This is a genomic window from Catellatospora sp. NPDC049609, from assembly GCF_040675365.1.
GTDB lineage: Bacteria > Actinomycetota > Actinomycetes > Mycobacteriales > Micromonosporaceae > Catellatospora.
In genome coordinates this window covers 17,184-42,260 of sequence record NZ_JBFAOU010000061.1, presented here as the reverse complement: position 1 = coordinate 42,260, position 25,077 = coordinate 17,184, and the positions used below count along the sequence as shown (strand labels likewise).

Sequence of the window (25,077 nt, the reverse complement as noted above, 5' to 3'; positions counted from 1 at the left end):
CGCGGCCAACGACCGCACCACCCGCGAAGGGCTGCGCGCCGAGCTGTTCGACTGGCGGCACGGCCCGGTCGCGCACGCAAGATCGACGCGATCTTGGGCGGGGTGGTGGGGTGGGTCAGAGGAGGGGGTTGAGGCCGAGGGTTAGGCCGGGGCGGTTGACGACCTCGCGGATCGCGAGCAGGACGCCGGGCATGAAGGAGACGCGGTCGAAGGAGTCGTGGCGGATGGTGAGCAGCTCGCCGGTGGTGCCGAAGAGCACTTCCTGGTGGGCGACCAGACCGGCGGCGCGGACGCTGTGGATGCGTACGCCGCCGACCTCGGTGCCGCGGGCGCCGGGCATCTCGTCGGTGGTCGCGTCGGGCATCGCGGGGCTGCCGGCGGCCTTGCGGGCCTGCTCGATCAGCCGGGCGGTGTGCAGCGCGGTGCCGCTGGGGGCGTCGAGCTTCTTCGGGTGGTGCTGCTCGATGATCTCGATCGAGTCGAAGTAGCGGGCGGCCCGCTCCGCGAACTCCATCATCAGCACCGCGCCGATGCCGAAGTTGGGCGCGATCACGACGCCGACGCCGGGCTTGCCGTCCAGCCAGCCCTTCACCTGCGCGATGCGCTCGTCGGTGAAGCCACTGGTGCCCACCACCACGTTGATGCCCTGGTCGATGCACCAGTGCAGGTTGTCCAGCACCACGTCGGGCGTGGTGAAGTCCACGACCACCTGGGCTCCGGCATCCGACGCGTTGAACAGCCAGTCGCCCTGATCGATCATCGCGACGAGGTCGAGGTCCTCGGCCTGGTCGACCGCCCGGCACACCTCGGCACCCATCCGGCCCCGGGCACCCAGCACGCCGACGCGCAACGGCTCCACTGCTTCAGTCACGCGCCCAACCTAGCGGATCCGGCCGCACCCCCACCGCCACCCACGCGCATGTCCCACGGTGTGCCGCCACTCTCCCCGCCGGCCCGCCCACCACCGCCCGGGGCCCACCACCAGCGCCGATCGATCATGATGTGGTGGACACGACACGCCGCCGAACCGTGCCACAAGTTCATGATCAACACAGCCGGCAGCCGCAGGTGGGGCAGGTGGGTCAGAGGGTGAAGGCGGAGTCTTCGAAGGGGCCGACCACGGCGAGGGACATGGGGACGGTGAGGATCTTGGCGGCGATGTGGTTCACGTCGTCGAGGGTGACGGCGTCGATGCGGCGCAGCAGCTCGTCCACCGACATGAGGTCGCCGTGGAGCAGCTCGCCCTTGCCCAGGCGGCTCATGCGGGAGCCGGTGTCCTCCAGGCCCAGGACGAGGGAGCCCTTGAGCATGCCCTTGCCGCGGCGCAGCTCCTCGGCGGTGATGCCGTGGGCGGCGGCGTCGGCCAGCTCCTGGCGGATCAGGGCGAGCACCTCGTCGGCCTTGGCGGGGGCGCAGCCGGCGTACACCGCGAAGCTGCCCGCCTCGGCGTACTGCGAGGTGTAGGAGTACACCGAGTAGGCCAGGCCGCGCTTCTCGCGGACCTGCTGGAACAGGCGGCTGGACATGCCGCCGCCGAGCACGTTGTTCAGCACGCCGAGGGCGAAGCGGCGGTCGTCGTGGCGGTGCAGGGCGGGGCCGCCGAGCACCAGGTGCGCCTGCTCGGTGTCGTCCTCGCGGACCAGGGTGCCCGCCGGGCGGTGCTTGACCCGGTGCAGGTGCGAGCGGGTCGGCTCCGGCTCGGCGGCGGGCGCGTCGTCGCCCAGCGGCGTGCCGGCGAAGCTCTGCTGCACCAGCTTGACCACGGTGGCGTGGTCGAGGTTGCCCGCGGCCGCCACCACGATCACCGGCGGGGTGTACCGGCGGCGGTAGAAGCTGTTGATCTGCTTGCGGGTCATCGGCGTGATGGTCTCGGTGGTGCCCGAGATCAGCCGGCCCAGCGGGTGGTCGCCGTACAGCACCTCGGCGTGCAGGTCGTGCACCTCGTCGCCCGGCTCGTCGGCGTGCATGGCGATCTCTTCGAGGATCACCCCGCGCTCGGTCTCCACGTCGGCCTCGGCCAGCACCGAGTCCGCGACCGCGTCGCACATGACGTCGATGGCCAGCGGCAGGTCCTCGTCGAGCACCCGCGCGTAGTAGCAGGTGTACTCCTTGGCGGTATACGCGTTGGTCTCCCCGCCGACGGCCTCGATCTGCGCCGAGATGTCCAGCGCCGAGCGCTTGCGGGTGCCCTTGAACAGCAGGTGCTCCAGGAAGTGCGAGGCCCCGCCGAGCTGCGGCGCCTCGTCGCGGGAGCCCACGCCGACCCAGATGCCGAAGGTGACGCTGCGCATCGCGGGCACGGCCTCGGTCAGGATCCGCATGCCGTTGGGCAGCACGGTACGCCGCACCGTGCCGCCGAGCGGGTCGGCGTCGACCGTACGGGTGACCGGCCGCTTCGCGGCGCGGGTCTGCTCGCCGGAGGCGGCACCCGGCTGCTCGGCGCGGCGGGCCGCGGGGGCGGATCCGGTGGGCTGCGGCACGGGGTCGCCGGAGGCGGTGAGTGCGGAAGACATGGGCGGCACGGTTCCTCAGTGCTGGTAACGGGCACAGCCCGCGGGGAAGGAGTCTTCCCCGCGGGCTGTGTCTCTAGCTGTTCCTGCTGGTCACCGACGAGCGGTCACTCGCGGCGGGTGCGCCGGCGGCGCTCGCCGTCGTCGCTGCGAGCCGGACGGTCGCCGCCGCGGTCGCTGCGCGGGCCGCGGTCGCCGCCCCGGTCGCCACCGCGGTCGCCACCCTCACGGGGCGCCTTGTCGGAGACGATCGGGTTGCCGTCGGGGCCGATCTTGTCCAGGTACACCTTGCCGCGCGCGTCGATGTCGGCGATGACGACCTCGACCTTGTCGCCGACGTTGAGGAAGTCCTCGACCCGCTCGACCCGCTTGCCGTCGCCCACCTTGGAGATGTGCAGCAGGCCGTCGCGGCCCGGGGTCAGCGAGACGAAGGCGCCGAACGCCGCCGTCTTCACCACAGTGCCCAGGAAGCGGTCGCCCACCTTCGGCAGGGTCGGGTTCGCGATGGCGTTGATCCGCTCCACGGCGGCCTGCGCCGACGGGCCGTCGGTCGCGCCGACGTAGATCGTGCCGTCGTCCTCGATGGAGATCTCGGCGCCGGTCTCGTCCTGGATCGCGTTGATGGTCTGGCCCTTCGGGCCGATGACCATACCGATCTTGTCGACCGGGATCTTCACCGTGGTGACCCGCGGCGCGTAGTCGCTCATCTCGCCCGGCGCGGCGATGGCCGCGGCCATCACGCCGAGGATGGTCTGGCGCGCCTCGTGCGCCTGCTGCAGCGCGGCGGCCAGCACGTCCGACGGGATGCCGTCGAGCTTGGTGTCCAGCTGCAGGGCGGTGACGAACTCCGGCGTGCCGGCGACCTTGAAGTCCATGTCGCCGAACGCGTCCTCGGCACCGAGGATGTCGGTCAGCGTCACGTACTGGGTCTTGCCGTCGACCTCGTCGGAGATGAGGCCCATGGCGATGCCGGCGACCGGCGCCTTCAGCGGCACACCGGCGCTCAGCAGCGACATCGTGGACGCGCAGACCGAGCCCATCGAGGTCGAGCCGTTGGAGCCCAACGCCTCCGACACCTGCCGGATGGCGTACGGGAACTCCTCGCGCGACGGCAGCACCGGGATCAGCGCCCGCTCCGCCAGCGCGCCGTGGCCGATCTCGCGGCGCTTGGGCGAGCCCACCCGGCCGGTCTCACCGGTCGAGTACGGCGGGAAGTTGTAGTTGTGCATGTAGCGCTTGGTCTTCGCCGGCGACAGCGTGTCCAGCGCCTGCTCCATGCGCAGCATGTTCAGCGTGGTGACACCCAGGATCTGGGTCTCGCCGCGCTCGAACAGCGCCGAGCCGTGCACGCGCGGGAGCACCTGCACCTCGGCGGTGAGCTGGCGGATGTCGCGCAGGCCACGGCCGTCCATGCGGACGCCGTCGCGCAGCACGCGGTTGCGCACCTCGGACTTGGTCACCGACCGGAACGCGGCCGAGACCTCCTTCTCGCGACCCTCGAACTGCGGCGCGACCTGGCCGACGACCTTCTCCTTGACCAGGTCGAGGGCCTCTTCGCGATCGGCCTTGCCGGCGATCTTGAGAGCCTCGGCGATCTCGCCGCCAGCCGCCGCCTTCACGGCCGCGTACACGTCGTCCTGGTAGTCCAGGAACACCGGGAACTCGGTCACCGGCTTCGCCGCGACGGCGGCCAGCTCGCTCTGCGCCCGGCACAGCTCGCGGATGGCGACCTTCGCCGCCTCCAGGCCACCGGCCACGATCTCCTCGGTCGGCGCCTGCGCGCCGCCCGCGACCAGCTTGGCGGTGTTCTCGGTCGCCTCGGCCTCGACCATCATGACGGCGACGTCGCCGTCCTCGAGCGTGCGGCCCGCCACGACCATGTCGAAGGTGGCGCGCTCCAGCTCGGCGTGGGTCGGGAAGGCCACCCACTGACCGTCGATGTGCGCCACCCGGGTGGCGCCGATCGGGCCGCTGAACGGCAGGCCGGACAGCTTGGTGGACATGCTGGCCGCGTTGATCGCGACCACGTCGTACGGGTGGGCCGGGTCGAGCGACAGGATCGTCTCGACGACCTGGACCTCGTTGCGCAGGCCCTTGACGAACGACGGGCGCAGCGGCCGGTCGATCAGGCGGCAGGTCAGGATCGCGTCCTCGGACGGACGGCCCTCCCGCCGGAAGAACGAGCCCGGGATCCGGCCGGCGGCGTACATCCGCTCCTCGACGTCCACCGTCAGCGGGAAGAAGTCGAACTGGTCCTTGGGCTGCTTGCTGGCGGTGGTCGCGGAGAGGACCACCGTGTCGCCCAGCTGGGCGATGACGGATCCGGCGGCCTGGCGGGCCAGGCGACCGGTGGTGAAGATGACCTCGCGGGTCCCGAACGACCCGTTGTCGATCACGGCCTTGCTGGTCTGTTCGCCGAGGTTGTGCTCGGTCATGAAGCTTTGTGCTCCTTCTGTCGCGGCACGCGAGCGACCCGTACTCGGGTGGGACAGTCGGTCTTCGATCGAAGTGCCCGGAGCTCGCTCCGGACACCACTACCGAGGACCGACCCATACCGGCTCTGGGTGTGTTGCTTGCGCCAGCGCCGGATATCCCCCGACGGCGGGTGCGTGCCAAATGTCTGGTCAAACGTCGGGGGAGCGACTGGCGCCGCTCCCCCGTCAAGTCACCGGCGCAGGCCGAGGCGCTCGATGAGCGCACGGTAGCGGGCGATGTCCGTCTTCTGCAGGTACGCCAGCAGCCGCTTGCGGCGGCCGACGAGCAGCAGCAGACCACGACGGCTGTGGTGGTCGTGCTTGTGCACCTTGAGGTGCTCGGTCAGATCCTGGATCCGCTTGGTCAGGACGGCCACCTGGACCTCCGGCGAGCCGGTGTCCCCTTCGACGGTGGCGTAGTCCGCCATGATCTGGGTCTTGACAGTAGCGTCGAGCGCCATGTTCTCCCTAACTGTGGGTTTTTGCCACCTCAATATCCCCACGGCGTCGGGCAGGGCATACGAGGCCGACACCGGTAACCCGGCGTCGAGTCAAGGCTACCAGGAGGTGGGATACCACCCCCACGGGATACGCAAACCCGGCGCATCACGCGGCGCGCCGCCTCAACGTCAAGATCGCCGTTCCGTGTCAGGAACTGCGGTTCGAGTGCAGATCACGACACATCCCACCGATCTTCGATCCGCGGAAAGCCGCCGATCCTACGGCTTCGGCACGCCCAGGACGGCTCGCGTGCGGGCGACGTCGTCGTCGATGGCCTCGACCAGTGCCGGGATGCCGTCGAACTTCAGCGTCGGCCGCAGGTGGCTGACGAAGTCCAGGGCCAGCCGCTCGCCGTACAGGTCACCGGCGAAGTCCAGCACGTACGCCTCCACCCGCCGGTCCTGCCCGGAGAACGTCGGGTTGGTCCCGATGGACACCGCGGCCGGCAGCCGGTCGTTGCCGCGCACCAGCCAGGCCGCGTACACCCCGTCGGCGGGCACGGCGGCGTACTTGGCCACCATCAGGTTCGCGGTCGGGTAGCCGATCTCGCGGCCGCGCTGGTCGCCGCGGACCACGACGCCCTCCAGCCGGTGCGGGCGGCCCAGCACCGCCGCGGCCGTCTCGATGTCGCCCGCGTCCACGCAGGCCCGCACGTACGTCGACGAGAAGATCGTGCCGTCGCCGGTGACCAGCGGCGCCGACTCCACCGCGAAGCCGAACGTGCGGCCGAGCTTGGCCAGCAGCTCCACGTCCCCGGCGGCGCGGTGGCCGAAGCGGAAGTTCTCCCCCACCACGACCAGCGCCGCGTGCAGGTGCTCGACCAGCACGTCGTGCACGAACCGGTCGGCGTCGAGCTTCGAGAACTCCAGCGTGAACGGCTGCACGCACAGCACGTCCACGCCGAGGCCCTCGATCAGCTCGGCCTTGCGCAGCGGCGGGGTGAGCACGGCCGGGTGCGAGCCGGGGCGCACCACCTCGGACGGGTGCGGGTCGAAGGTCAGCACCACCGCGGGCAGGCCCAGCTCGCGGGCCTTCTTCACGGCGTGGCCGATGGTCTGCTGGTGCCCGGTGTGCACGCCGTCGAAGACGCCGATGGTCACCACCGAGCGGCCCCAGCCGCCGGGCGCCGCGTCGTACCCCCGCCAACGCTGCATCACTGCTCGCCTCCCACCAGGACGATCTCCGCTTTGGCCCGGCCGCCGCGCTCGGACATCACGGCCAGCGCGGCCCCGTCCGGGCCCACCACACCGTACGGCCCGGTCTGACCGACGGCGGGCAGCGGCCCGCCGTGCGACACGATCTTCGCCGCGTCCGCGTCGACCGTGCGCACCGGCATGGCGCGGCCCAGGGCCTGCGCGAGCGGCAGCGCCACCGGGTCGGCGAGCTCCGCGAGCTTCTCCAGGGTGTACGCCTCGGCGAGGGTGAACCCGCCCACGGCGGTGCGCCGCAGCGCGGTGAGGTGACCACCGACACCCAGCGCTGCGCCCAGGTCACGGGCGATCGCCCGGATGTAGGTGCCCGACGAGCAGGCCACCTCCACCTCGACGTCGATCACGTCGTCCAGCCGGGTGATCCCGGACACGTCGATCCGGGAGATGGTCACCCGGCGCGCGGGCAGCTCGACCTGCTCGCCCTGCCGGACCCGGTGGTAGGAGCGCACGCCGTTCACCTTGATCGCGCTGACCGCGGACGGCACCTGGTCGACCTCGCCGGTCTGCGCGGCCAGCCCGGCGCGGATCGCGTCGTCGGTCACGTCGCCGGTGGGCGCGGTCGCGGTGACGTCGCCCTCGGCGTCGTCGGTGACCGTGCGCTGCCCCAGCCGGATGGTGCCCCGGTAGACCTTGTCCGTGCCGACGACGTACGTGAGCAGCCGGGTGGCCCGGCCGACGCCGAGCACCAGCACGCCGGTGGCCATCGGGTCCAGGGTGCCGCCGTGGCCCACCTTGCGGGTGCCCGCGATGCGGCGCACCCGGGCGACCACGTCGTGCGAGGTCATCCCGCCGGCCTTGTCCACCACGATCAGCCCGTCGGTCACCGGACGGTCGTTCTTCCTGCCGCTCACGCTTCTCCTCGCCGCACTCGGCCACCGGACCGGTTCGGGCGGGTCCGGCGCAGACGTCCAGCCTAGGGGGCCGCTGGCGCGGGGCTGGGCACGGCCCAGCCGCCGGTGCGCATGCGCAGCAGCAGCGCCACCAGCCGCACCACGACGAACAGTGTCAGGCCTGCCCACACCCCGCCCAGCCCCCAGCCGAGGACGTACGCGAGCCAGGTCAGCGGCAGGAAACCCGCCACCGCCGCGACGATGGTCAGATTGCGCAGGTACGCCACGTCGCCCGCGCCGATGAGCACCCCGTCGAGCGCGAACACGATCCCGCCCAGTGGCAGCAGCACGGCGAACCACGGCCAGATCAGCGCGGCCTGCGCCCATACCGCGGGATCGTCGACGAACAGCGCGGGCAGCACCGCGACGCTCGCCCCCAGCACCACGGCGAACGCGACCCCGCACCAGCCGCCGAGCCAGGCGATGCGGCGCGCGACGGCCTTGGCCGCCGCCGTGTCGCCCGCCCCGAGCTCCGCGCCGACCAGGGACTGCGCCGCTATCGCCACCGAGTCGAGCACCAGGGCGCTGAAGAACCACAGCTGCAGCGCGATCTGGTGCGCCGCCAGCGACGCCGCGCCGAAGCGGGCCGCCACCGCCGCCGCCGACAGGAAGCAGGCCTGGAACGCGGCGCCCCGCACGAGCAGCGCGCCGTTGACGGACAGCTGGCGGCGCAGCACGCCCACTGCGGCGCGAGCGGCACCCGCTCGCGCACCAGCGCGCGCAGGAACAGGGCGCCGGAGGCCGCCTGCGCCGCCACGTTCGCCCACGCGGAGCCCACCATGCCCCAGCCCAGCCCGTACACCAGCAGCGGGCACAGCACGGCCGAGGCGAGGTTCGCGCCGAGCACGTAGTACAGCGGTCGCCGGGTGTCCTGCACGCCGCGCATCCAGCCGTTGCCCGCCATCGCCAGCAGGATGAACGGCGCGCCGAGGCTGGCCACCCGCAACCACAGCGCAGCCTGAGCGGCGACCTGCGCCGACTCCGGCCCGTTGCCGGACAGCGCGCTCGTCAGCGGCCCCGCGAACAGCTGCGCGGCGGCGACCAGCGCCAGGCCCGCGAGCCCGGCCAGCCAGGACGCCTGCACGCCCTCGCCGACCGCGCCGGCCCGGTCCCCCGCCCCGAAGCGGCGCGCGGCCCGGCCCGTCGTGCCGTACGCGAGCACGTTGCCGAGCCACACGGCCAGCCCGAGCACGGTCCCCGCCAGGCCCAAAGCGGCCAGCGGCACCCGGCCGAGGTGTCCCACCACGGCGGTGTCGACGAGCACGTAGAGCGGTTCGGCGGCCAGCACGACCAGCGCGGGCAGAGCGAGCGCGGCGATCCTGCGGTATCCGCTCGCAGCGGCACGCTCCTGGACCACGGTCACCACAGGCCGTCCTCACCGACACGCAGGGACACGCCCTCGCGCACTCGCTCCCGGACCGCGATCACCGCAGGCCGTCCTCATCGACACGCAGGGACACGCCCTCACGCAGCGGTGGTTCGCCCTTATCGGGCAGTGACCCGTCCGCACCACGGTGGGCTTCACCGAGCAGCGATGCCAGGTCACCCTGGTGAGCTTCACCTTCAGTCAGCAGTGGCTCGTCCTCGCCGAGGAGTTCGGCGAGCTCGTCGGCCGGCCGGTCCACGGCGGGCCGCGGGAAGGTGGCGCGGCGGCGGGACAGCTCCGCGGGGGCGCCGATGGCGGTGCGGTCCTCGGGCACGGCCAGGTAGTGCAGCAGCAGGTGGACGAGGAAGGCACGGTCGACGTCGAGCGAGGGCAGCGCGAGCCGCACGGTCCCGGCGGGCCGGTTCGGCACGGCCGTCGCCAGCGACAGCTCGGCGATGCCGCCGCGGCTGGTCACCCGGACACCGGTCAGGTGCGCCCAGGGCAGCGAGCGGGAGAGGACCCGCCGCACCGTCACCCCGCCGGGCGTGACGAGCAGCCGGGGCTGTAAGTGGATCAGCAGCGCGGCGAGCAGGAGGAGCAGGAGCGCGGTAATCCGCTGCCCGACCCCGAGCGCGAGCCCGGCACCGGCCAGCGCCGGCACGCCACGCGCGTACGCGACGGGCGAGCCGAGCGCGGTGAACCCCTGCGGCATGGTCACCGGCGCGAGCGCCGCGGGACGGCGTACCCGCCAGAGCAGGTGGGCCACGCCGAGGTAGGCGAACAGCGTCGCCAGCGCGGTGCCGGCGGCGACCAGCCGCCACGACCAGCCGGGCTGCCCGGCGAGGCCGGCGCAAAGAGCCAGCCCGGCACCGCCGACGGCCCAGGCCGCGAGCAGCAACCTGCGGTTCTGCGACGCCAGGGCCGAGAGGAGATCGTCGACGGCGGGTTCTGCCGGCACGGCGGTCGAGGACATCACGACAGCCTAGACGCCGCGATCACCCCGCCGAGTTCGTTTTCCGCCCGGGTGGGACTACTGCCGGGTGTCCATCGAGGTCTGCAGGGCACGCCGGGCCTGCTCGCGCTCGCGGTCCTCGTCGGTGGGCTGGGGCTGGGGCTTCTTGGACGTGGGCATGGGACGGTCCTTCCGAACAACGGGTGAATTTCGCGCGCACGAGGCACGTGCCGCACTTTTCTCGTCCGCCGCCGTCTCGGGATCGCCGAGCCTCTCGCCGGTGTGACTTGCCACGGGCGCCGCCGGTCGGGTGGGACCGCGAACAACACCGCTGCAGGCAAAACTATCGTTCAGTTCCACATCCTGCACAGGCGTTCCCGCATCCTGGACCGTCGGCATCACGACTGACCTGCTGAACCCCGCCTTAACGCACACCAAGTCGGAAATCTCCCCCTGAATCTCCGCTCAGCCACCCGGCTCCCATCCCCCTCCTCCCACCCCCGCGCCCCGCCCGCGAAGATCGCCATCCCGTGTCGAAATACGGAGCCTCACTGGAGATCCCGACACGAAACAGCGATCTTTCGTCGCCCGTCCCAGAGGAGGTCTGGCCGCAGACAGCTCCACCGAAGGTCGGCTAGCGGGCCAGGAAGTGCCAGCCGAGCCAGAACCAGAAGCTGAGGATGGCCAGGCGGCCGACCGGGATGCCGCTGACGTCGTAGCGCATGACCAGCGCCGCGACGTCGCCGACAGTCGGCACCCGCGAGTCGGGGCGGCGAGCCGCCCACTCCACGGCGAGCACCGCCAGGCCCGCCAGCACGAACCCGGCGATGGCGAGAAATCGGGTCAGGCTCATCGGCGCACCAGCCCCCAGAATCCGGCCAGCCAGCCGAAGTACGCGAGGCTGCGCAGCAGGTATCCGTCGAGCAGCGGGTCGGCCAGCAGGGAGAGCGTCGGGTAGTCGTGCGTGGACCCGAGGGCGAAGGTGACCACCTCGACGACCACGAACACCGCGATCGGGACGAGCCACCAGGCGACGCCGGGCAGCAGGGTCGGCGGGGCGGCCCGGCGGGGCAGCCGCGAGGACATGCCGGCCAGCATCATGCCGCCGCCGAGTGCCAGCACGTAGAGGTTCGCGGCCAGGGAGAACGACGGGAGCAGCCCGCCGATCAGCGAGAACGGCACGAACACGGGCAGCATGACCTGCGCGCGCGCCCACGGCCGCACCGGGTCGACGGCGAGCTCGGGACGCTGTTCCATGACCCGATTGTGCTCCGTTGACCGGTCTGCCGGGAGCCCTTTCCCACCCCGTCCGCGGCGCGTCGTGCGCTGGGCGTCGCGGGCTAGCCCTGCTCCGCCAGCCGTGCGCGTACCGCGGCGATGATCTCCTCGGCGCTGCCGTGTCCGGTGAAGCCCGCGGCGAGCCGGTGCCCGCCGCCGCCGAGCGCGACCGCGACCCGGCTGACGTCGGCGCCGCCCTTGCTGCGCATGGAGACCGCCCACTCCCGCGGCGCGACCTGCTTGAGCAGCAGGGCCACGTCCGCCTCGGAGACGCAGCGCACGGAGTCGATCAGGGCCTCCAGCACGTACGGCGGCTGGTCGTGCTTGGCCAGGTCGTCGAGCGTGGCCACGGCGTATACGAGCCCGCGGCCGCAGGCCGACTCCGGCTCCAGCTGGGCCCGCCCCATCACCTCGCCGAACAGCCGCACCGCGCCGAACGGGCGGCTGTCGAAGATGCGGCGGGAGATGCCGCCGACGTCGATGCCGGTGGCGACCAGCCGGGCGGCGAGCTCGTGCACCTCGGGCGTGGTCAGGTCGAACTTGAACGAGCCGGTGTCGGTCACCAGCGCGATGTAGAGGCACTCGGCCATGGGCCGGTCCAGCGGGACGTCGAGCCGCCGCAGCAGCTCCGCCGCGACCACCGAGGTCGCCGCGGCGTACGGGTCGACCAGGGAGACCTTGCCGAAGCCGGTGTTCGACGCGTGGTGGTCGAGCACGAGGCTGACCGTGGCAGTCTCCAGCCGGTCCACCAGCGACCCGAGCCGCGACTCGCTGGCCGCGTCGAAGGTCACCAGCAGGTCCGGCGCGGGGTCGGCCTCGGCCTCGGGGACGAGCAGGTCCATCGCGGGCATGTGCAGCGGCGCGGGCACGCTCAGCGGGCCCGGGAACGTGCACTGCAGCGACGTCACGCCGAGCCGGCGCAGGCCCTGGGCGAAGCCGAGCATGCTGCCCAGCGCGTCACCGTCGGGGTTGACGTGGCAGACCAGCAGCACCCGCGCCCCGGGCCGCAGGCCGGTGCGGACGGCGTCCACGGCCGCGGCCCAGTCCTGCTCGGTCGGGCGGCCCACGGTGCCGGCCGCCAGCGTCGCCGCGTTCACCGCTGGGCTGCCGCGCGCAGCGCAGGCTCCTCCTCGTCGTCCTCGTCCTGCGCGTCCTCGTCGTCCTCGACCTTGTACGGCTGGGCGTCACCGGCGTACGCCGCACCGGCGGCGAGCTCCTGCACCTGGGCGTCGCGCTGCTTGGCCTCGGCCAGCAGGTCGTCGATGTGCTTGACGTGCTCCTGGACGTCGTCGGAGACGAACGCCAGCGAGGGCGAGTGGCGCAGGCCGAGGGCCCGGCCCACCACGCCGCGCAGCATGCCCTTGGCGCTCTCCAGCGCCGCGGCCGTGCCCGCCTGCTCCTCGGCGTCGCCGAGCACCGTGTAGAAGACGGTGGCCTCACGCAGGTCGGCGGTGATCCGCGCGTCCGTGATAGTGATCATCCCCAGGCGGGGGTCCTTGATCTGGGTACGTACCGCCGATGCGACGAGCTCCCGCACTCGCTCGGCATGCTTGCGCACCTTGGCCGGATCAGCCATCACGTCACCTCCGCGACCGACGACCTCGGCCGCGCCACGCGACGGCTCACGCCGGCGCGGTGACGAGCCAGGGTCGAAACCAACACCATGACACTACCCGCCACGTCCGACCCTCACGCGCGCGAGATGAGCGGGCCCACAGCCGCAGCTCAGACCACTGTGACCACGCGAACACCACCGGACGCGGGCGGCTCAGTCGTCGTCGCCGTACCAGCGGCGCTTGACGGAGAGGACCTCGACCTCGGGGCGGCCGAGCACGAGGCGTTCGCACTGGTCGAGCACCTCGTTGACGTGCCCGGCATCGGCGGCGACCACGGCCACCCCGATCTCGGTGCGCCCATGCAGCTCCAGGGCGCCGACCTCGGCCACGGCGACCTCGTACTTGCGCAGCGCCGCGATGATCGGGCGCACGTAGGAGCGCTTCTCCTTCAGCGACCGGGAGTCGCCGGGCAGCAACAGGTCGAAAACGGTTGTTCCGGTATGCACGACCGTGAAGCGTACGCGAGATCACACCTTGCGGGCCACCACGATATCGCGGTTGATGGCCTGGTCGACGCGGTGCTCGAAGCCCTCGGCGTCGACCGCCTCCAGGCCGTGCTCCTCCAGCAGGTCGAGGGCGTCCTCGCGCGGGGCGACGTGGGTGTTCCAGGACAGGCCGACCGCGCCGCCGGGGCGCAGCAGCGACAGCCAGCCGGGCAGGGACTCCTCCAGCAGCTCCAGCGGGCCCCGGGCCAGGCCCTTGGCGCTGCGGCTGCCGTGCACGACGCCGTACGGCAGGTCGGCCACGATCACGTCGGCCGTGTTGCCCTTGAGCAGGCCGCGCACGTTGGTGGTGTCGGCCTCGAACAGGGTCAGGTGCTGGGGCTGGTCGCGTACGTCGCCGATGCGGGCGTCGAAGCGGCGGCCGATCCGCTTGCCCTCGCGGCGCAGCGGCGCCATCTCGGTGGTGTGCTTGATCCGCTTGTTCTTGAGCCACGTCTTCAGGAACGCGCTGTACGCCTCGACGTCCTTGCTGTCGAGCTCGACGCCGATGGCGTCCCAGCCGTACATCAGCGCCTGGTTGAGCGTGGTGCCGCGCCCGGCGACCGGGTCGAGCACCGTGAACCGCCGGGCGAGCAGCTGGTCGGCCCACGAGGTGGCCAGCACGGTGACGTTGAGCAGCAGCTTGGTGAAGTGCTCGTTGGTCTTGCCGGCGTATTTCTGGATGGTGATGAGGTCGTCGTCGAACCGGTCCAGCGACTGCTCGCCCAGCGGCTTGAGCAGACCGTCCCCCACCACCTCGAACAGGGCGTACGCCGACGACAGGTTCGCCAGCACGCGCAGGTCCTCGGCGCCGAGCCCACCATCCTCGACCTCGAAGGACAGGTACGGCCGCCCGCCGAACTCCGCGATCTCGGCCGGCTCGACCCGCCCGCCGAGCGCCCGCTCCGAGAACACCGCCAGCTCCGACGCCATCAGCTCCGGCGCCGACTGCGTGTAGACCCGGTTCGCCGACGGCGCCACCAGCAGTGCATACCTACCCACGACTCCACCCTCCCGCCGCTGTACCAACGACGATCTTGCACGAACTGTTGCCCTTTTGCCCGGTTCGGGCGTGTCGTACCCACCGTTCGCGCAAGATCGGCGGATAGCGGGGGGTGGGGTGGACATGGGGCGGGGCGGGTCTCGGCGCGTTGTGCGCCGGGAGCCCGCCCCGCCTACCTAGCTCACACCCGCGGCTTCTCGCGCATCTCGAAGGTCTCGATGATGTCGCCGACCTGCAGGTTGCCGAAGCCGTTCAGCGTCAGACCACACTCGAAGCCCTCGCGGACCTCGGTCGCGTCGTCCTTGAACCGCTTGAGCGAGCCGATCGAGGCGCTCTCCGCCACGACCGTGCCGTCGCGCACGACCCGCGCCTTGGCGTTGCGGCGCAGCAGGCCCGACCGGACGAGACAGCCGGCGATGAGACCCACCTTGGACGAACGGAAGACCTCGCGGACCTCCGCCGAACCCAGGGCGACCTCCTCGTACTCCGGCTTGAGCATGCCCTTGAGGGCCGCCTCGATCTCCTCGATGGCCTGGTAGATGACGGTGTAGTACCGGATCTCCACGCCCGCGCGGTCGGCCAGATCCCGAGCCTGCTCCATCGGCCGCACGTTGAAGCCGATGATGATCGCGGTCGAGTTCGCCGAGGCGGACGCCAGGTTGACGTCGTTCTCGGTGATCGCACCGACGCCGCGGTGGATGATCCGAAGCTGGATCTCCTCCGGGATCGGCAGCGCGACCAGCGCGTCCTCCAGCGCCTCGACGGAGCCGGACACGTCGCCCTTGATGATGAGGTCGAGCGAGGTGCGCTCGCCCTCCTTGATCTTCTCGAGCAGGTTCTCCAGGGACACCCGGCCACGCAGGCTCGCCTGCTCGGCCGCCCGCTTGCGGGCCTGCCGCTGCTCGGCGATCTGACGCACCGTCCGGTCGTCGTCGGCGGCCAGGAAGGTGTCACCCGCACCCGGCACCGCGGTCAGACCGAGCACCATGACCGGACGGGCCGGGCCCGCCTCGGACAGCGGGTGGCCGTTCTCGTCCAGCATCGCCCGGACGCGGCCGTAGGCGTTGCCCGCCACGATCGAGTCACCGACGTTGAGCGTGCCCTTCTGGACCAGCACCGTCGCGACCGGGCCGCGGCCCTTGTCGAGCCGGGCCTCGATGGCCAGACCCTGGGCGTGGCCGTCGATCGGAGCGGTCAGCTCCAGCGACGCGTCCGCGGTCAGCAGCACCGCCTCCAGGAGGCCGTCGATGTTGAGACGGCTCTTGGCGGAGATGTCGACGAACATGGTCTCGCCGCCGTACTCCTCGGCGACCAGGCCGTACTCGGTCAGCTGCTGGCGCACCTTGCCCGGGTTGGCCTCCGGCTTGTCGACCTTGTTCACCGCGACCACGATCGGCACGTCGGCCGCCTTGGCGTGGTTGAGCGCCTCGATCGTCTGCGGCATGACGCCGTCGTCGGCCGCCACCACCAGCACCACGATGTCGGTGGCCTGCGCACCACGGGCACGCATGGCGGTGAACGCCTCGTGACCCGGGGTGTCGATGAACGTGATCGCGCGGTCCTCACCCTCGTGCTCGACGTGCACCTGGTACGCGCCGATGTGCTGGGTGATGCCGCCGGCCTCGCCCTCGACCACGTTGGCCGAGCGGATCGCGTCGAGCAGCTTGGTCTTACCGTGGTCGACGTGACCCATGACGGTCACCACCGGCGGACGGCTGACCAGGCGCTCCTCGTCGACGTCGGCGTCGAGGTCGATGTTGAAGCGCGCGAGCAGCTCGCGGTCCTCGTCCTCGGGGCTGACGATCTGCACGTCGAAGCCGAGGTGCTCACCGAGCAGCATCAGGTCGTCGTCGGTGCAGGACTGCGTCGCCGTCACCATGATGTTCAGGTTGAACATCTCCTGGACGAGCGAGCCCGGGTTGGCGTTGATGCGGTCGGCGAAGTCCGACAGCGAGGCGCCGCGCGGCAGCCGGAGCGCCTGCCCCTGGCCCCGCGGCGCACCCGAGCTCATCGTGGGCGCGGACAGGTTGTCGAACTCTTGACGCCGCTGCTTCTTCGACTTGCGGCCGCGCGACTTGCCGCCGCCACGACCGAACGCACCGGCAGCGCCGCCACCGCGGCCACGGCCGCCGGCACCGCCACCGGGACGACCGGCGCCACCCGCCGGCGGGCCACCGGTGCCACCACCGGGACCGCCGCGGTAACCGCCGCCGCCACCGGGCGCACCGCCACCGGGACGGAAGCCCGTGCCGGCGCCACCGCCGCCACCGGGACCGCCACGGAAGCCGCCACCGCCGCCGCCACCGGGACCGCCGCGGAAGCCACCGCCGCCGCCGCCGGGACGACCGGCACCGCCACCGGGACCACCCGGACGACCCGCGCCGCCGCCCGGACGCGCCGGACGCTGGCTGGGCATGGAGGCCGGGTTGGGCCGCGGCGGCATCGACGCCGGGCTGGGCCGCGGCGGCATGGAGGCCGGGTTGGGACGCGGCATGCCGGCCGGGGACGGACGCGACGGGGCGCCGCCGCCCTGCGAGATGCCGAACGGGTTGTTGCCGCCGCTGCGCGGCGGGCGGCCACCACCGGGGGTGGCCGGACGGCCCTCACGGCCGCCGCCCTCGGGACGCGGACCGCGCTCGCGGCCCCCCTCGGGACGCGGGCCGGACGGGCGCCCGTCGCGGCGGTCGCCGCCGGGTGCACCGGGCCCACCGGGACGGCCGCTCGGCGCGGCCGGACGCGCGCCGCCGGCCGCGGACGAACCGGGCCGGGGAGGCATGAAGCTGGGCTTCGGGGCGTCCGGGCGCCCGCTGTCCTCACGCTGCTTCGCCGCCTGCTGGGCCGCGCGGACCGCGGCCTCCTGCTCGGCCTTCAGGGCCGAGGCACGGGCCTCCGCCGCGGCGACCTCGATGTCGTGGGCGCTCGCCGGCTTGGTGACCGGGGTGGGCGGGACCATCGAGACGGGTGCCTTCGGCTTCACCGGTGGTGCCGAGGGCTTCTTCGGGGGTGCCGGACGCGCCGTCACCCGGGGTTCGTTGCTGGTCGCCGCCGGCGTCGCCGCGGCTGCCTGGGGCGCCGACGGCGCGCTCGGGGCAGCCGGAGCCGCCCCGCCCGCCGCGAAGGCGTCCTTCAGCCGTCGTGCGACGGGAGCTTCCACGGTGCTCGACGCGGACTTGACGAACTCGCCCATCTCCTTGAGTTTGGCGAGAACGTTCTTGCTCTCGACGCCGAGCTCCTTTGCAAGCTCGTGTACGCGGGCCTTGCCTGCCACTGCACTCCTCACTCCGAGGTCGCACGGGCAGTGACCCGCTGCGACCTCACTTGTGCACTTGAAGCCTGATCATTTTTGCGACTTCATCGTGTGCCCATGCCGGTCGTCCTACCTTGCTTGATCCTCAGACGGAGCTGATGAGGCGCCCGTCTACGGTGGTCCGCCACCCCGTGATGGTCTGGCGGTGATCCTTCGGATCGATGTCGTGATCCCTCGGACCGTGTCACGATCCGTGGATCGCCTCGGTCAGCTCACCGGCGTCGATGACCCCGGTGATCCGCAGCGCGCGCCCGAAGGCGCGACGCCGCAGCGCCGACTCGAGACAGGCCGCTGTCGGGTGCACATGCGCACCCCGGCCGGTCGATCTGCGTCGCGGGTCGGGTCGGAGACTGAACTGGTCAGCTCCCGACGCCACCGCCACGACGCGGAGCAGCTCGGTAACGGACGCCCGCTGCCTGCACCCGACGCACGTGCGCACCGGAGGTGCCACAGGCGTGATGGGAGAGGCCTCCACAAGCGGTCCCGGCCGCGAGCGTCGTACCACCGGGAAAGTCTACCCCTAAGCGGAGACCGGGGTGCCGCCTGGCTCCGTCTCGTGATCAGCCCCGGACCGCGGACCCCGGGGCGCGGCGGCCCCCGAGTCGGCCGCATCGGAGCGGATGTCGATACGCCAACCGGTCAGACGGGCAGCCAGCCTGGCATTCTGCCCTTCCCGGCCGATCGCGAGCGACAGCTGGTAGTCCGGCACCGTGACGCGCGCCGCACGCGCTGCGAGATCCACCACTTCGACCTTGAGCGCCTTGGCGGGCGAGAGCGCGTTGCCCACGAACTCCGCCGGATCGTCCGACCAGTCGATGATGTCGATCTTCTCGCCGTGCAGTTCGCTCATGACCGCGCGCACCCGCTGGCCCATCGGGCCGATGCAGGCGCCCTTCGGGTTCACCCCGGGCACGGTGGAGCGCACGGCGATCTTCGTGCGGTGCCCCGCCTCGCGGGCGATCGCGGCGATCTCCACGGTGCCGTCGGCGATCTCGGGCACCTCCAGCGCGAACAGCTTCTTCACCAGCGCCGGGTGCGAGCGCGACAGGGTCACCTGCGGGCCGCGGAAGCTCTTGGCCACGTGCACCACGACGCAGCGGATGCGCTGGCCGTGCGGGTAGGTCTCCCCCGGCACCTGCTCGGACTGCGGCAGCACGGCCTCGACCTTGCCCAGGTCGACCGAGACGATGCCCTTCTCCGAGCGGGTCTCGTGCGCCTGGATCACACCGGTGACCAGGTCGCCGTCGCGGTTGACGTACTCGCCGAAGTGGACCTCGTCGGTCGCCTCGCGCAGCCGCTGCAGGATGACCTGCTTGGCGGTCATCGCCGCGATCCGGCCGAAGTCGTGCGGGGTGTCGTCCCACTCCCGCAGCAGCTCACCCTCGCCGCCGTACTCCTGCGCGTACACCACGGCCGCGCCGGACTGGCGGTTGATCTCCACGCGGGCGTGCGACTGCGCGCCGTCCGTGTGCCGGTATGCGGTGAGCAGCGCAGACTCGATCGCCTGGAGGATGGTCTCCTCGGAGATCTCCTTGTCACGTGCCAGCGCCCGCAGCGCTGCAAGATCGATGTTCACCGCTCTTCCCCTTCGTCGTCCGGCTCGCCGTCGTCCGGGTCCTCGTCGTCGGACGAGTCGTCGTCGAACTCCGCGAGCTCCTCATCGGAGATCTCGTTCATGCGCTTGAACTCGACCTGCACCCGGCCGGGGCCCAGCGCGTCGTAGCCGAGCGCGTGCTCCTTGCCGTCCACGTCGAGCGTGATGCCCTCACCGTCGGCGTCCACGACGCGGCCGGTCAGCGTCCGCTCGCCGGCCTTGACCTTGACCAGGCGGCCGACGTTGCGGGTCCAGTGCCGCGGCAGCGTGAGCGGCCGGTCCACCCCGGGCGAGGAGACCTCCAGCTGGTACTCGCCCATGATCAGGTCCCGGCCGGACGCCTCGGCGTCGTCGAGCGCCCGCGACACCGCGCGGGAGACGTCGGCGATCGCGTCCAGGCCGACCCCGCCGTCACCGTCGATGATCACGCGGACCAGGTGCCGGCGGCCGACCTGCTTGACGGAGAGCTCCTCCAGGTCGTAGCCGGTCTCGGTGACCACCGGCTCGATCACGTCCTGTAAACGGGCGCGCCGTGCGGCCAGCTCCGCCGGAGAGGTCCGGGCAGGCGCGGGTGCGGCCGGGCGGGCGGCCGTCCGGCCCGCCTGCCGACCCGTGGCGCGGCCACGCTGAGCCATCTGAGGGCACCCCTCTCGGTGATACATCGACTGCGCAGAGCGTAACCCGCGACCACGCGGCAGCTACCAGCGGCGCGCTGCGGTCGCCGCGCGCGAGTGGCCGGCCCGGCGGCCCACCGTGACGGCGGACCCTCGAGGACCGCCCACCAGCGTTCGACACGTGAACGGCGGTTAGCGGAGCCCGGCCCGATGAGGAAGACTGGCGCGGTGCGTACGCGGGTAAATGATCATAGCTGGCCGGGCGGCTCCCGGCCGAATCGACGGGCGCTGCTGCGGGCGGGCGGCGCGGCCGCGGCCGCCGGACTGACCGCGCCGGCGCTGGCCGGTTGCGACCTGCTCAGCCCCGGCCCGGACGCTCCGCCCCCGCCGGACGCGCTGACCGGCCTGCTCGCCGGCACGCACGGGCTGGTGGCGGCGTACGACGCCGCGCTGGCCGCCGACACGACGCTGACCGCCCTGCTCACGCCCCTGCGCGACACCCACAAGGCGCACGCCGCCGCCCTCGACGCGATCATGAGCCCGAAGCCCTCGCCGAGCGCGTTCAGCCTGCCGAGCGCGGCGCCCGTCGGCGGCGACCGCAAGGCGATCCTGGCGAGCCTGCGCACCGCGGAGGCGTCGGCCGCGAAGCAGGCGGCGGAGGCCTGTGTGAGCACCACCACGGCGCGGGCCGTGCTGGTCGGCGAGATCGCCGCCGCCCGCGCCACGCACGTCGAGGTGCTGGCGTGACCACTGACACGCTCCGGCGGGCGTACGCCGCCGGTGGGCACGACGGGGAGCAGGCATGACGACGCTGGCGGAGCGGCTGCAGACCGCCCTGGCCGCCGAGCACAGCGCGATCTACGCGTACGGGCGGCTCGGGGTGCTGCTGGACAACGCGGGCCGCAAGGAGGCCCGGGCCGGCGAGGAGGCGCACCGCACACGCCGCGACGCGCTGCTGGTGCGGCTGGCCGAGCTGAAGGCCGAGGCGCCCGTGGCGCAGGCGGGCTACGCGCTGCCGTTCCCGCTGGCCGACCGGGCCGCGGCGCTGAAGCTGGCGGCGTACGTGGAGGACGGGGTCGCCGTGACGTGGCGGGCCGCGCTGGCCGACGCCGAGGGCCCGCTGCGGCGCGAGGTACTGGCCGCGTACACCGACGCGGCGGTGCGCGGCACCCGCTGGCGCAAGCGGGCCGGCGTGACCCCCGCGACCACCGCCTACCCGGGCCGAAAGGGTCAGTGAACCGGCCCGGATTGCCATCCACATACCGGGTATGCATACTCAGTAGCCATGTCCATCCGGCATGGTTTGCTCGCCCTGCTCGAACGCGGGCCCCGCTATGGCTACCAGTTGCGGGCCGAGTTCGAAGACTCCACCGGCTCGACCTGGCCGCTCAACATCGGCCAGGTCTACACCACCCTCAACCGCCTCGACCGTGACGGGCTCGTGCGCGCGCTGCCGGAGAACGACGGGGGGCAGCGCCCGTACGAGATCACCGCCGAGGGTCGCGCCGAGCTCGCGCTCTGGTTCGCCACCCCGATCGCCCGCGCCGACCGCCCGCGCGACGAGCTCGCCATCAAGCTGGCGCTCGCGCTGACCACGCCCGGCATCGACGTGCAGGCGGTGGTGCAGACCCAGCGCACCGCGACCATGCGCGCGCTGCAGGAGTACACCCGCCTCAAGCGCGCCGACGCGGAGCTGCCGTGGCGCCTGGTGCTCGAAGCCATGATCTTCCAATCCGAGGCCGAGCTGCGCTGGCTCGACCACTGCGAGACCGCGCTGGTGCGCTACGAGAAGCCCGCCGCCGCGCCGTTGCCGCAGCACGACAGCGCCCCCCGGAGGTCCGAGGTATGAGCACCGCCGTCCTGCAACTGCGCGACGTCCACCGCACCCACGGCACCGGCGAGGCCGCGGTGCACGCCCTGGCCGGCGTCACCATCGCCGTCCACGCCGGCGAGCTGGTCGCCGTGATGGGCCCATCCGGCTCCGGCAAGTCCACGCTGCTCAACCTGGCCGGCGGGCTCGACGCGCCGGACTCCGGCGAGGTGCTGGTCGAGGACGTGGCCCTGTCCACCCTGCGCCGCCCGCAGCTCGCCTCGCTGCGGCGGCGCAGCGTCGGCTACGTGTTCCAGGCGCTCAACCTGCTGCCCAGCCTCACCGCCGCGGAGAACGTGGCCCTGCCGCTGGAGCTGGAGGGCCTGTCCGCCCGCAAGGCCCGCCCGCTGGCCGAGGCCGCGCTGTCCGAGGTCGAGCTGGACGGGTACGCCGACCGCTTCCCCGACGAGATGTCCGGCGGCCAGCAGCAGCGCGTCGCCATCGCCCGCGCGCTGGTCGGGCAGCGCCGCCTGGTGCTGGCCGACGAGCCCACCGGCGCCCTGGACTCGGTGACCGGCGAGGCGGTGCTGCGCCTGCTGCGCGCCCGCGTCGACGCCGGCGCCGCCGCGGTGCTGGTCACCCACGAGGCCCGGCACGCGGCCTGGGCCGACCGGGTGATCTTCCTGCGCGACGGCCGGGTGGTCGACGCCTCCGGCCCGCTGGCCCAGCCCGAGCAGCTGCTGGAGGCCGCGTCATGAGGTGGCTGCGGGCCTGGATCCCCGCGCTGCGCATCGCCCGGCGCGAGGCCCGCCGCGCCAAGGGCCGCTCGCTGCTGGTCATCGCCATGCTCGGGCTGCCCGCGCTGGGGCTGTCGTTCGCCGCGACCGTGTACGACATGAACGAGCTGCGGCCCGCCGAGCAGCTCGACCGCGAGCTCGGCCGGTACGACGCCGACGTGCAGTGGATCGCCGACGCCCCGATCGTCCAGGGCGCCGACGGGCGGGCGTACCAGTTCGACGGTCCCGCCCGCGAGAAGCCCACCACCGCCGAGGACCTGCTCCGGGTGCTGCCCGCCGGGTCCCGGGTCACCCAGGTCGTGAGCGACTTCACCGAGGTGTACACCCCTGACGGCGTCGCCGGGATCACCGGCCGCACGCTCGACGTGGCCGACCCGCAGCTCGCCGGCATGGTGAGCGTGCTGTCGGGCACGGCGCCGCGCGCCGACGGCGAGGCGGCCGTCAACGCCCGCCTCGCCCGGCGGCTGGACGTCGGCGTCGGCGGCACGGTGCGCACGGTGCTGCCCGACCGCACGTACCGGATCACCGCGCTGGTGGAGTTCCCCGACAGCCTGAGCGAGGCGCTGGTGCTGCCGCCCACCGCCACCACCACCGCCGCGGCGCGCGGCTTCAGCCACTGGCTGGTGGACACCCCCGCGCCGCTGCTGTGGGCCGACGTCCAGCAGCTCAACACCAAGGGCCTGCTGGTACGCAGCCGCGCCGTCGTGCTCGACCCGCCCCCGGACGACCCGCGCCTGCACTACGGCCGCAGCTCCGACGTCGAGGAGCTCAGCCTCGGCGTGGTGCTGATCGGCCTGATCATCCTGGAGATCGTGCTGCTGGCCGGCCCGGCCTTCGCGGTCGGCGCCCGGCGGCGCAGCCGCGACCTGGCGCTGGTCGCCGCTTCCGGTGGCACCCCCGGCCACCTGCGGCGCATCGTGCTCGCCGACGGCATCGTGCTCGGCCTGGCCGCCGCGCTGGGCGGCATCGTGCTCGGCATCGGGCTGGCCACCGCCGCCCGGCCGCTGATCGAGGAGCACCTGGTCGGCGCCCGCTCGGGCGGCTGGCGCTTCCTGCCCCTCGGGCAGGCCGCCATCGCCGCGACCGCGGTCGGCACCGGCCTGCTCGCCGCGATGGTGCCCGCGTTCACCGCCGCCCGGCAGTCCGTCGTCACCGTGCTGGCCGGCCGCCGCGGCGTGGTGCGCTCGCGCAAGCGCTGGATCACCCTCGGCCTGGTCATGGCCGCGACCGGCGCGGTGATCGCGGTCGCGGGCGCGTTCGGCTCGCAGGCGAACGTGATCCTCGGCGGCCTCGTCGTGGGCGAGCTGGGCCTGGTGCTGCTCACCCCGTCACTGGTCGGGCTGATCTCGCGGGCGGGCCGGTGGCTGCCGCTGGCACCCCGGATCGCGCTGCGCGACACGGCCCGCAACCGCGGCTCGGCCGCTCCCGCGATCTCGGCGGTGATGGCCGCCGTCGCGGGCGCGGTCGCGATCGGCGCGTTCGTCGGCAGCGAGGCGCGGCACTCGTACGAGACGTACGACCCGCAGCTGCCGGTCGGCCACTTCGCGGTGCGGTTCCCGAGCGGCCCCGACGATCCGCCGCCCGACCTCGCCCGGCTCGCGTCCGCCGTTCGCGAGGCCGTGCCCGGCGCCGAGCCGCACGTGATACCGACGGTCGCCTGCCCCGAGCCGGCCGATCCGCGCAAGCGCCAGTGCAGCATCGACCTGGTCCTGCCCGAGGCGCACCGGTGCCCGGGGTGGGCAGACCCTCCGACCGAGGGCGTCGTGACCATGCCCGACGACGATCCCCGCTGCCGCTACCGCGGCGGCAACTGGATGTTCTACCTCGCCGTCGACGACGGCAGCGGCCTGGCCGCGCTCAGCACCGCACCGCCGGACGAGCTGGCGGCGGCGCGGGCGGTCCTGGCCGCCGGCGGCGTCGTGGTGAACGACGCGCGGTACGTCGTGGACGGCAAGGTGGCGCTCGCGACGCTCGACGGCCCGCCGGTGGACGACCCGTACGCCCTGCCGACCGTGTCCGTGCCCGCCGCGGTGCTCACCGGGCACGACATGGGCGCGTCCTTCGTCATCTCGCCCGACCTGGTGCGCCGGGCAGGGCTGGCGACCCGGCCCAGCGACCTGGTCGCCTCGCTGGACCACGTGCTGACCGAGCAGGAGACCGAGCAGCTGACCGGCAGGCTACGGGAGATCGGCGGCGGGCTGACACTCTCCGCCGAGCGGGGTGCGCAGTTCCGCGAGGAGCCGATCATCTGGGTGCTGGGCGTCATCGCGGCGCTCATCGCCCTGGGTGCGGCCGGGGTCGCCACCGGCCTGACCGCCGCCGACAGCCGCCCCGACCTCGCCACCCTCGGCGCGGTCGGCGCCAGCCCCCGGGTGCGCCGCCTGCTCTCGCTGAGCCAGTCCGGTGTCATCTCCGGCCTGGGTGCCGTGCTCGGCGTCCTGGCGGGCCTGGGCACCGCCGCGGCGCTGATCGCCGCGGTCAACCACAACCGCATGGCGGACCTGATGGACGTGAAGCCGATGACGCTCACCCTGCCCTGGGACACCCTCGCCATCGTCCTGGCCGTGCCCCTGGTCGCCATGGCCGGCGCAGGCCTGCTCACCCGCTCCCGCCTCCCCATCGAACGCCGCCTCTGACGAAAAGGAAGGGCACCTTCTTAACGCTATTCGTTG

Annotated in this window: 22 protein-coding genes and 1 pseudogene; 5 read left to right on the top strand and 18 right to left on the bottom strand. The window is 72.9% G+C overall.

The features are described from left to right. Positions 1-115: 115 nt before the first annotated feature. From dapB to rimP, 18 genes and pseudogenes are all read right to left on the bottom strand, one after another. Positions 116-871 (bottom strand): 4-hydroxy-tetrahydrodipicolinate reductase, encoded by a 756-nt coding sequence (dapB, locus tag AB0J67_RS18880; protein WP_363483976.1) that lies wholly within the window; start codon positions 869-871, stop codon positions 116-118. Between the two features lie 211 nt (positions 872-1,082). Further along, positions 1,083-2,513: a pitrilysin family protein gene (locus tag AB0J67_RS18875; protein ID WP_363483973.1), complete on the bottom strand. Its 1,431-nt coding sequence runs from the start codon at positions 2,511-2,513 to the stop codon at positions 1,083-1,085. 104 nt (positions 2,514-2,617) lie between these two features. Beyond that, the gene (locus tag AB0J67_RS18870) at positions 2,618-4,945 is read right to left on the bottom strand and encodes a polyribonucleotide nucleotidyltransferase (protein ID WP_363483970.1); all 2,328 of its coding nucleotides are present in this window, start codon (positions 4,943-4,945) and stop codon (positions 2,618-2,620) included. 230 nt (positions 4,946-5,175) lie between these two features. Continuing rightward, positions 5,176-5,445: a 30S ribosomal protein S15 gene (rpsO, locus tag AB0J67_RS18865; RefSeq protein ID WP_363483967.1), complete on the bottom strand. Its 270-nt coding sequence runs from the start codon at positions 5,443-5,445 to the stop codon at positions 5,176-5,178. A gap of 258 nt (positions 5,446-5,703) precedes the next feature. Beyond that, the gene (locus AB0J67_RS18860) at positions 5,704-6,639 is read right to left on the bottom strand and encodes a bifunctional riboflavin kinase/FAD synthetase (RefSeq protein WP_363483964.1); all 936 of its coding nucleotides are present in this window, start codon (positions 6,637-6,639) and stop codon (positions 5,704-5,706) included. Then, entirely contained in the window at positions 6,639-7,547 is a 909-nt protein-coding gene (truB, locus tag AB0J67_RS18855) for a tRNA pseudouridine(55) synthase TruB (protein WP_363483961.1), read from the bottom strand. Before truB ends, AB0J67_RS18860 begins: the two co-directional genes overlap by 1 nt. A 62-nt stretch (positions 7,548-7,609) precedes the next feature. Then, positions 7,610-8,952, bottom strand: a pseudogene (locus tag AB0J67_RS18850) (MATE family efflux transporter). A gap of 58 nt (positions 8,953-9,010) precedes the next feature. After that, a complete protein-coding gene (locus AB0J67_RS18845) occupies positions 9,011-9,925 on the bottom strand; it encodes a PH domain-containing protein (RefSeq protein ID WP_363483958.1) in 915 nt (304 codons plus the stop codon). 613 nt (positions 9,926-10,538) lie between these two features. Next, positions 10,539-10,757 (bottom strand): DUF6186 family protein, encoded by a 219-nt coding sequence (locus AB0J67_RS18840; protein ID WP_363483955.1) that lies wholly within the window; start codon positions 10,755-10,757, stop codon positions 10,539-10,541. Next, the gene (locus AB0J67_RS18835) at positions 10,754-11,161 is read right to left on the bottom strand and encodes a hypothetical protein (RefSeq protein WP_363483952.1); all 408 of its coding nucleotides are present in this window, start codon (positions 11,159-11,161) and stop codon (positions 10,754-10,756) included. Before AB0J67_RS18835 ends, AB0J67_RS18840 begins: the two co-directional genes overlap by 4 nt. Positions 11,162-11,244: 83 nt before the next feature. After that, positions 11,245-12,279: a bifunctional oligoribonuclease/PAP phosphatase NrnA gene (locus AB0J67_RS18830; protein WP_363483949.1), complete on the bottom strand. Its 1,035-nt coding sequence runs from the start codon at positions 12,277-12,279 to the stop codon at positions 11,245-11,247. After that, positions 12,276-12,758 (bottom strand): 30S ribosome-binding factor RbfA, encoded by a 483-nt coding sequence (gene rbfA / locus AB0J67_RS18825; protein WP_363483946.1) that lies wholly within the window; start codon positions 12,756-12,758, stop codon positions 12,276-12,278. The genes AB0J67_RS18830 and rbfA overlap by 4 nt, the downstream gene beginning before the upstream one ends. Positions 12,759-12,950: 192 nt before the next feature. Next, a complete protein-coding gene (locus AB0J67_RS18820) occupies positions 12,951-13,244 on the bottom strand; it encodes a DUF503 domain-containing protein (protein ID WP_363483943.1) in 294 nt (97 codons plus the stop codon). Between the two features lie 21 nt (positions 13,245-13,265). After that, the gene (locus AB0J67_RS18815; protein ID WP_363483940.1) at positions 13,266-14,282 is read right to left on the bottom strand and encodes an SAM-dependent methyltransferase; all 1,017 of its coding nucleotides are present in this window, start codon (positions 14,280-14,282) and stop codon (positions 13,266-13,268) included. Positions 14,283-14,464: 182 nt separating this feature from the next. Further along, positions 14,465-17,551, bottom strand: a complete 3,087-nt coding sequence (gene infB, locus AB0J67_RS18810) for a translation initiation factor IF-2 (protein ID WP_363483937.1) — start codon at positions 17,549-17,551, stop codon at positions 14,465-14,467. Between the two features lie 223 nt (positions 17,552-17,774). Beyond that, positions 17,775-18,050 (bottom strand): YlxR family protein, encoded by a 276-nt coding sequence (locus tag AB0J67_RS18805; RefSeq protein WP_363483988.1) that lies wholly within the window; start codon positions 18,048-18,050, stop codon positions 17,775-17,777. Positions 18,051-18,110: 60 nt separating this feature from the next. After that, entirely contained in the window at positions 18,111-19,166 is a 1,056-nt protein-coding gene (gene nusA / locus AB0J67_RS18800) for a transcription termination factor NusA (protein WP_363483934.1), read from the bottom strand. Then, positions 19,163-19,819, bottom strand: coding sequence for a ribosome maturation factor RimP (rimP, locus tag AB0J67_RS18795; protein ID WP_363483931.1), 657 nt, complete (start codon positions 19,817-19,819; stop codon positions 19,163-19,165). Before rimP ends, nusA begins: the two co-directional genes overlap by 4 nt. A gap of 189 nt (positions 19,820-20,008) precedes the next feature. Between rimP and AB0J67_RS18790 the strand changes: the two genes are divergently transcribed. The 5 genes from AB0J67_RS18790 to AB0J67_RS18770 are packed head-to-tail and all read left to right on the top strand — an operon-like array spanning position 20,009 to position 25,041. Continuing rightward, complete coding sequence (locus tag AB0J67_RS18790; protein ID WP_363483928.1) at positions 20,009-20,545, top strand: hypothetical protein; 537 nt, start codon at positions 20,009-20,011, stop codon at positions 20,543-20,545. A 55-nt stretch (positions 20,546-20,600) separates the two neighbouring features. Next, entirely contained in the window at positions 20,601-21,035 is a 435-nt protein-coding gene (locus AB0J67_RS18785; protein WP_363483925.1) for a ferritin-like domain-containing protein, read from the top strand. Positions 21,036-21,083: 48 nt separating this feature from the next. After that, entirely contained in the window at positions 21,084-21,647 is a 564-nt protein-coding gene (locus tag AB0J67_RS18780; protein WP_363483922.1) for a PadR family transcriptional regulator, read from the top strand. Next, positions 21,644-22,366 (top strand): ABC transporter ATP-binding protein, encoded by a 723-nt coding sequence (locus tag AB0J67_RS18775; RefSeq protein WP_363483919.1) that lies wholly within the window; start codon positions 21,644-21,646, stop codon positions 22,364-22,366. The genes AB0J67_RS18780 and AB0J67_RS18775 overlap by 4 nt, the downstream gene beginning before the upstream one ends. Beyond that, positions 22,363-25,041: an FtsX-like permease family protein gene (locus AB0J67_RS18770; protein WP_363483916.1), complete on the top strand. Its 2,679-nt coding sequence runs from the start codon at positions 22,363-22,365 to the stop codon at positions 25,039-25,041. The genes AB0J67_RS18775 and AB0J67_RS18770 overlap by 4 nt, the downstream gene beginning before the upstream one ends. The last annotated feature ends 36 nt before the right edge of the window (positions 25,042-25,077 follow it).

Excerpts from the sequence above, each read along its gene's own strand:
- AB0J67_RS18875 (WP_363483973.1), bottom strand. The coding sequence starts at position 2,513 with ATGTCTTCCGCACTCACCGCCTCCGGCGACCCCGTGCCGCAGCCCACC.
- AB0J67_RS18870 (WP_363483970.1), bottom strand. The coding sequence starts at position 4,945 with ATGACCGAGCACAACCTCGGCGAACAGACCAGCAAGGCCGTGATCGAC.
- rpsO (WP_363483967.1), bottom strand. The coding sequence starts at position 5,445 with ATGGCGCTCGACGCTACTGTCAAGACCCAGATCATGGCGGACTACGCC.
- AB0J67_RS18860 (WP_363483964.1), bottom strand. The coding sequence starts at position 6,639 with ATGCAGCGTTGGCGGGGGTACGACGCGGCGCCCGGCGGCTGGGGCCGC.
- AB0J67_RS18845 (WP_363483958.1), bottom strand. The coding sequence starts at position 9,925 with ATGTCCTCGACCGCCGTGCCGGCAGAACCCGCCGTCGACGATCTCCTC.
- AB0J67_RS18840 (WP_363483955.1), bottom strand. The coding sequence starts at position 10,757 with ATGAGCCTGACCCGATTTCTCGCCATCGCCGGGTTCGTGCTGGCGGGC.
- AB0J67_RS18835 (WP_363483952.1), bottom strand. The coding sequence starts at position 11,161 with ATGGAACAGCGTCCCGAGCTCGCCGTCGACCCGGTGCGGCCGTGGGCG.
- rbfA (WP_363483946.1), bottom strand. The coding sequence starts at position 12,758 with ATGGCTGATCCGGCCAAGGTGCGCAAGCATGCCGAGCGAGTGCGGGAG.
- rimP (WP_363483931.1), bottom strand. The coding sequence starts at position 19,819 with ATGGCTCAGCGTGGCCGCGCCACGGGTCGGCAGGCGGGCCGGACGGCC.
- AB0J67_RS18790 (WP_363483928.1), top strand. The coding sequence starts at position 20,009 with ATGAGGAAGACTGGCGCGGTGCGTACGCGGGTAAATGATCATAGCTGG.
- AB0J67_RS18785 (WP_363483925.1), top strand. The coding sequence starts at position 20,601 with ATGACGACGCTGGCGGAGCGGCTGCAGACCGCCCTGGCCGCCGAGCAC.
- AB0J67_RS18780 (WP_363483922.1), top strand. The coding sequence starts at position 21,084 with ATGTCCATCCGGCATGGTTTGCTCGCCCTGCTCGAACGCGGGCCCCGC.
- AB0J67_RS18775 (WP_363483919.1), top strand. The coding sequence starts at position 21,644 with ATGAGCACCGCCGTCCTGCAACTGCGCGACGTCCACCGCACCCACGGC.
- AB0J67_RS18770 (WP_363483916.1), top strand. The coding sequence starts at position 22,363 with ATGAGGTGGCTGCGGGCCTGGATCCCCGCGCTGCGCATCGCCCGGCGC.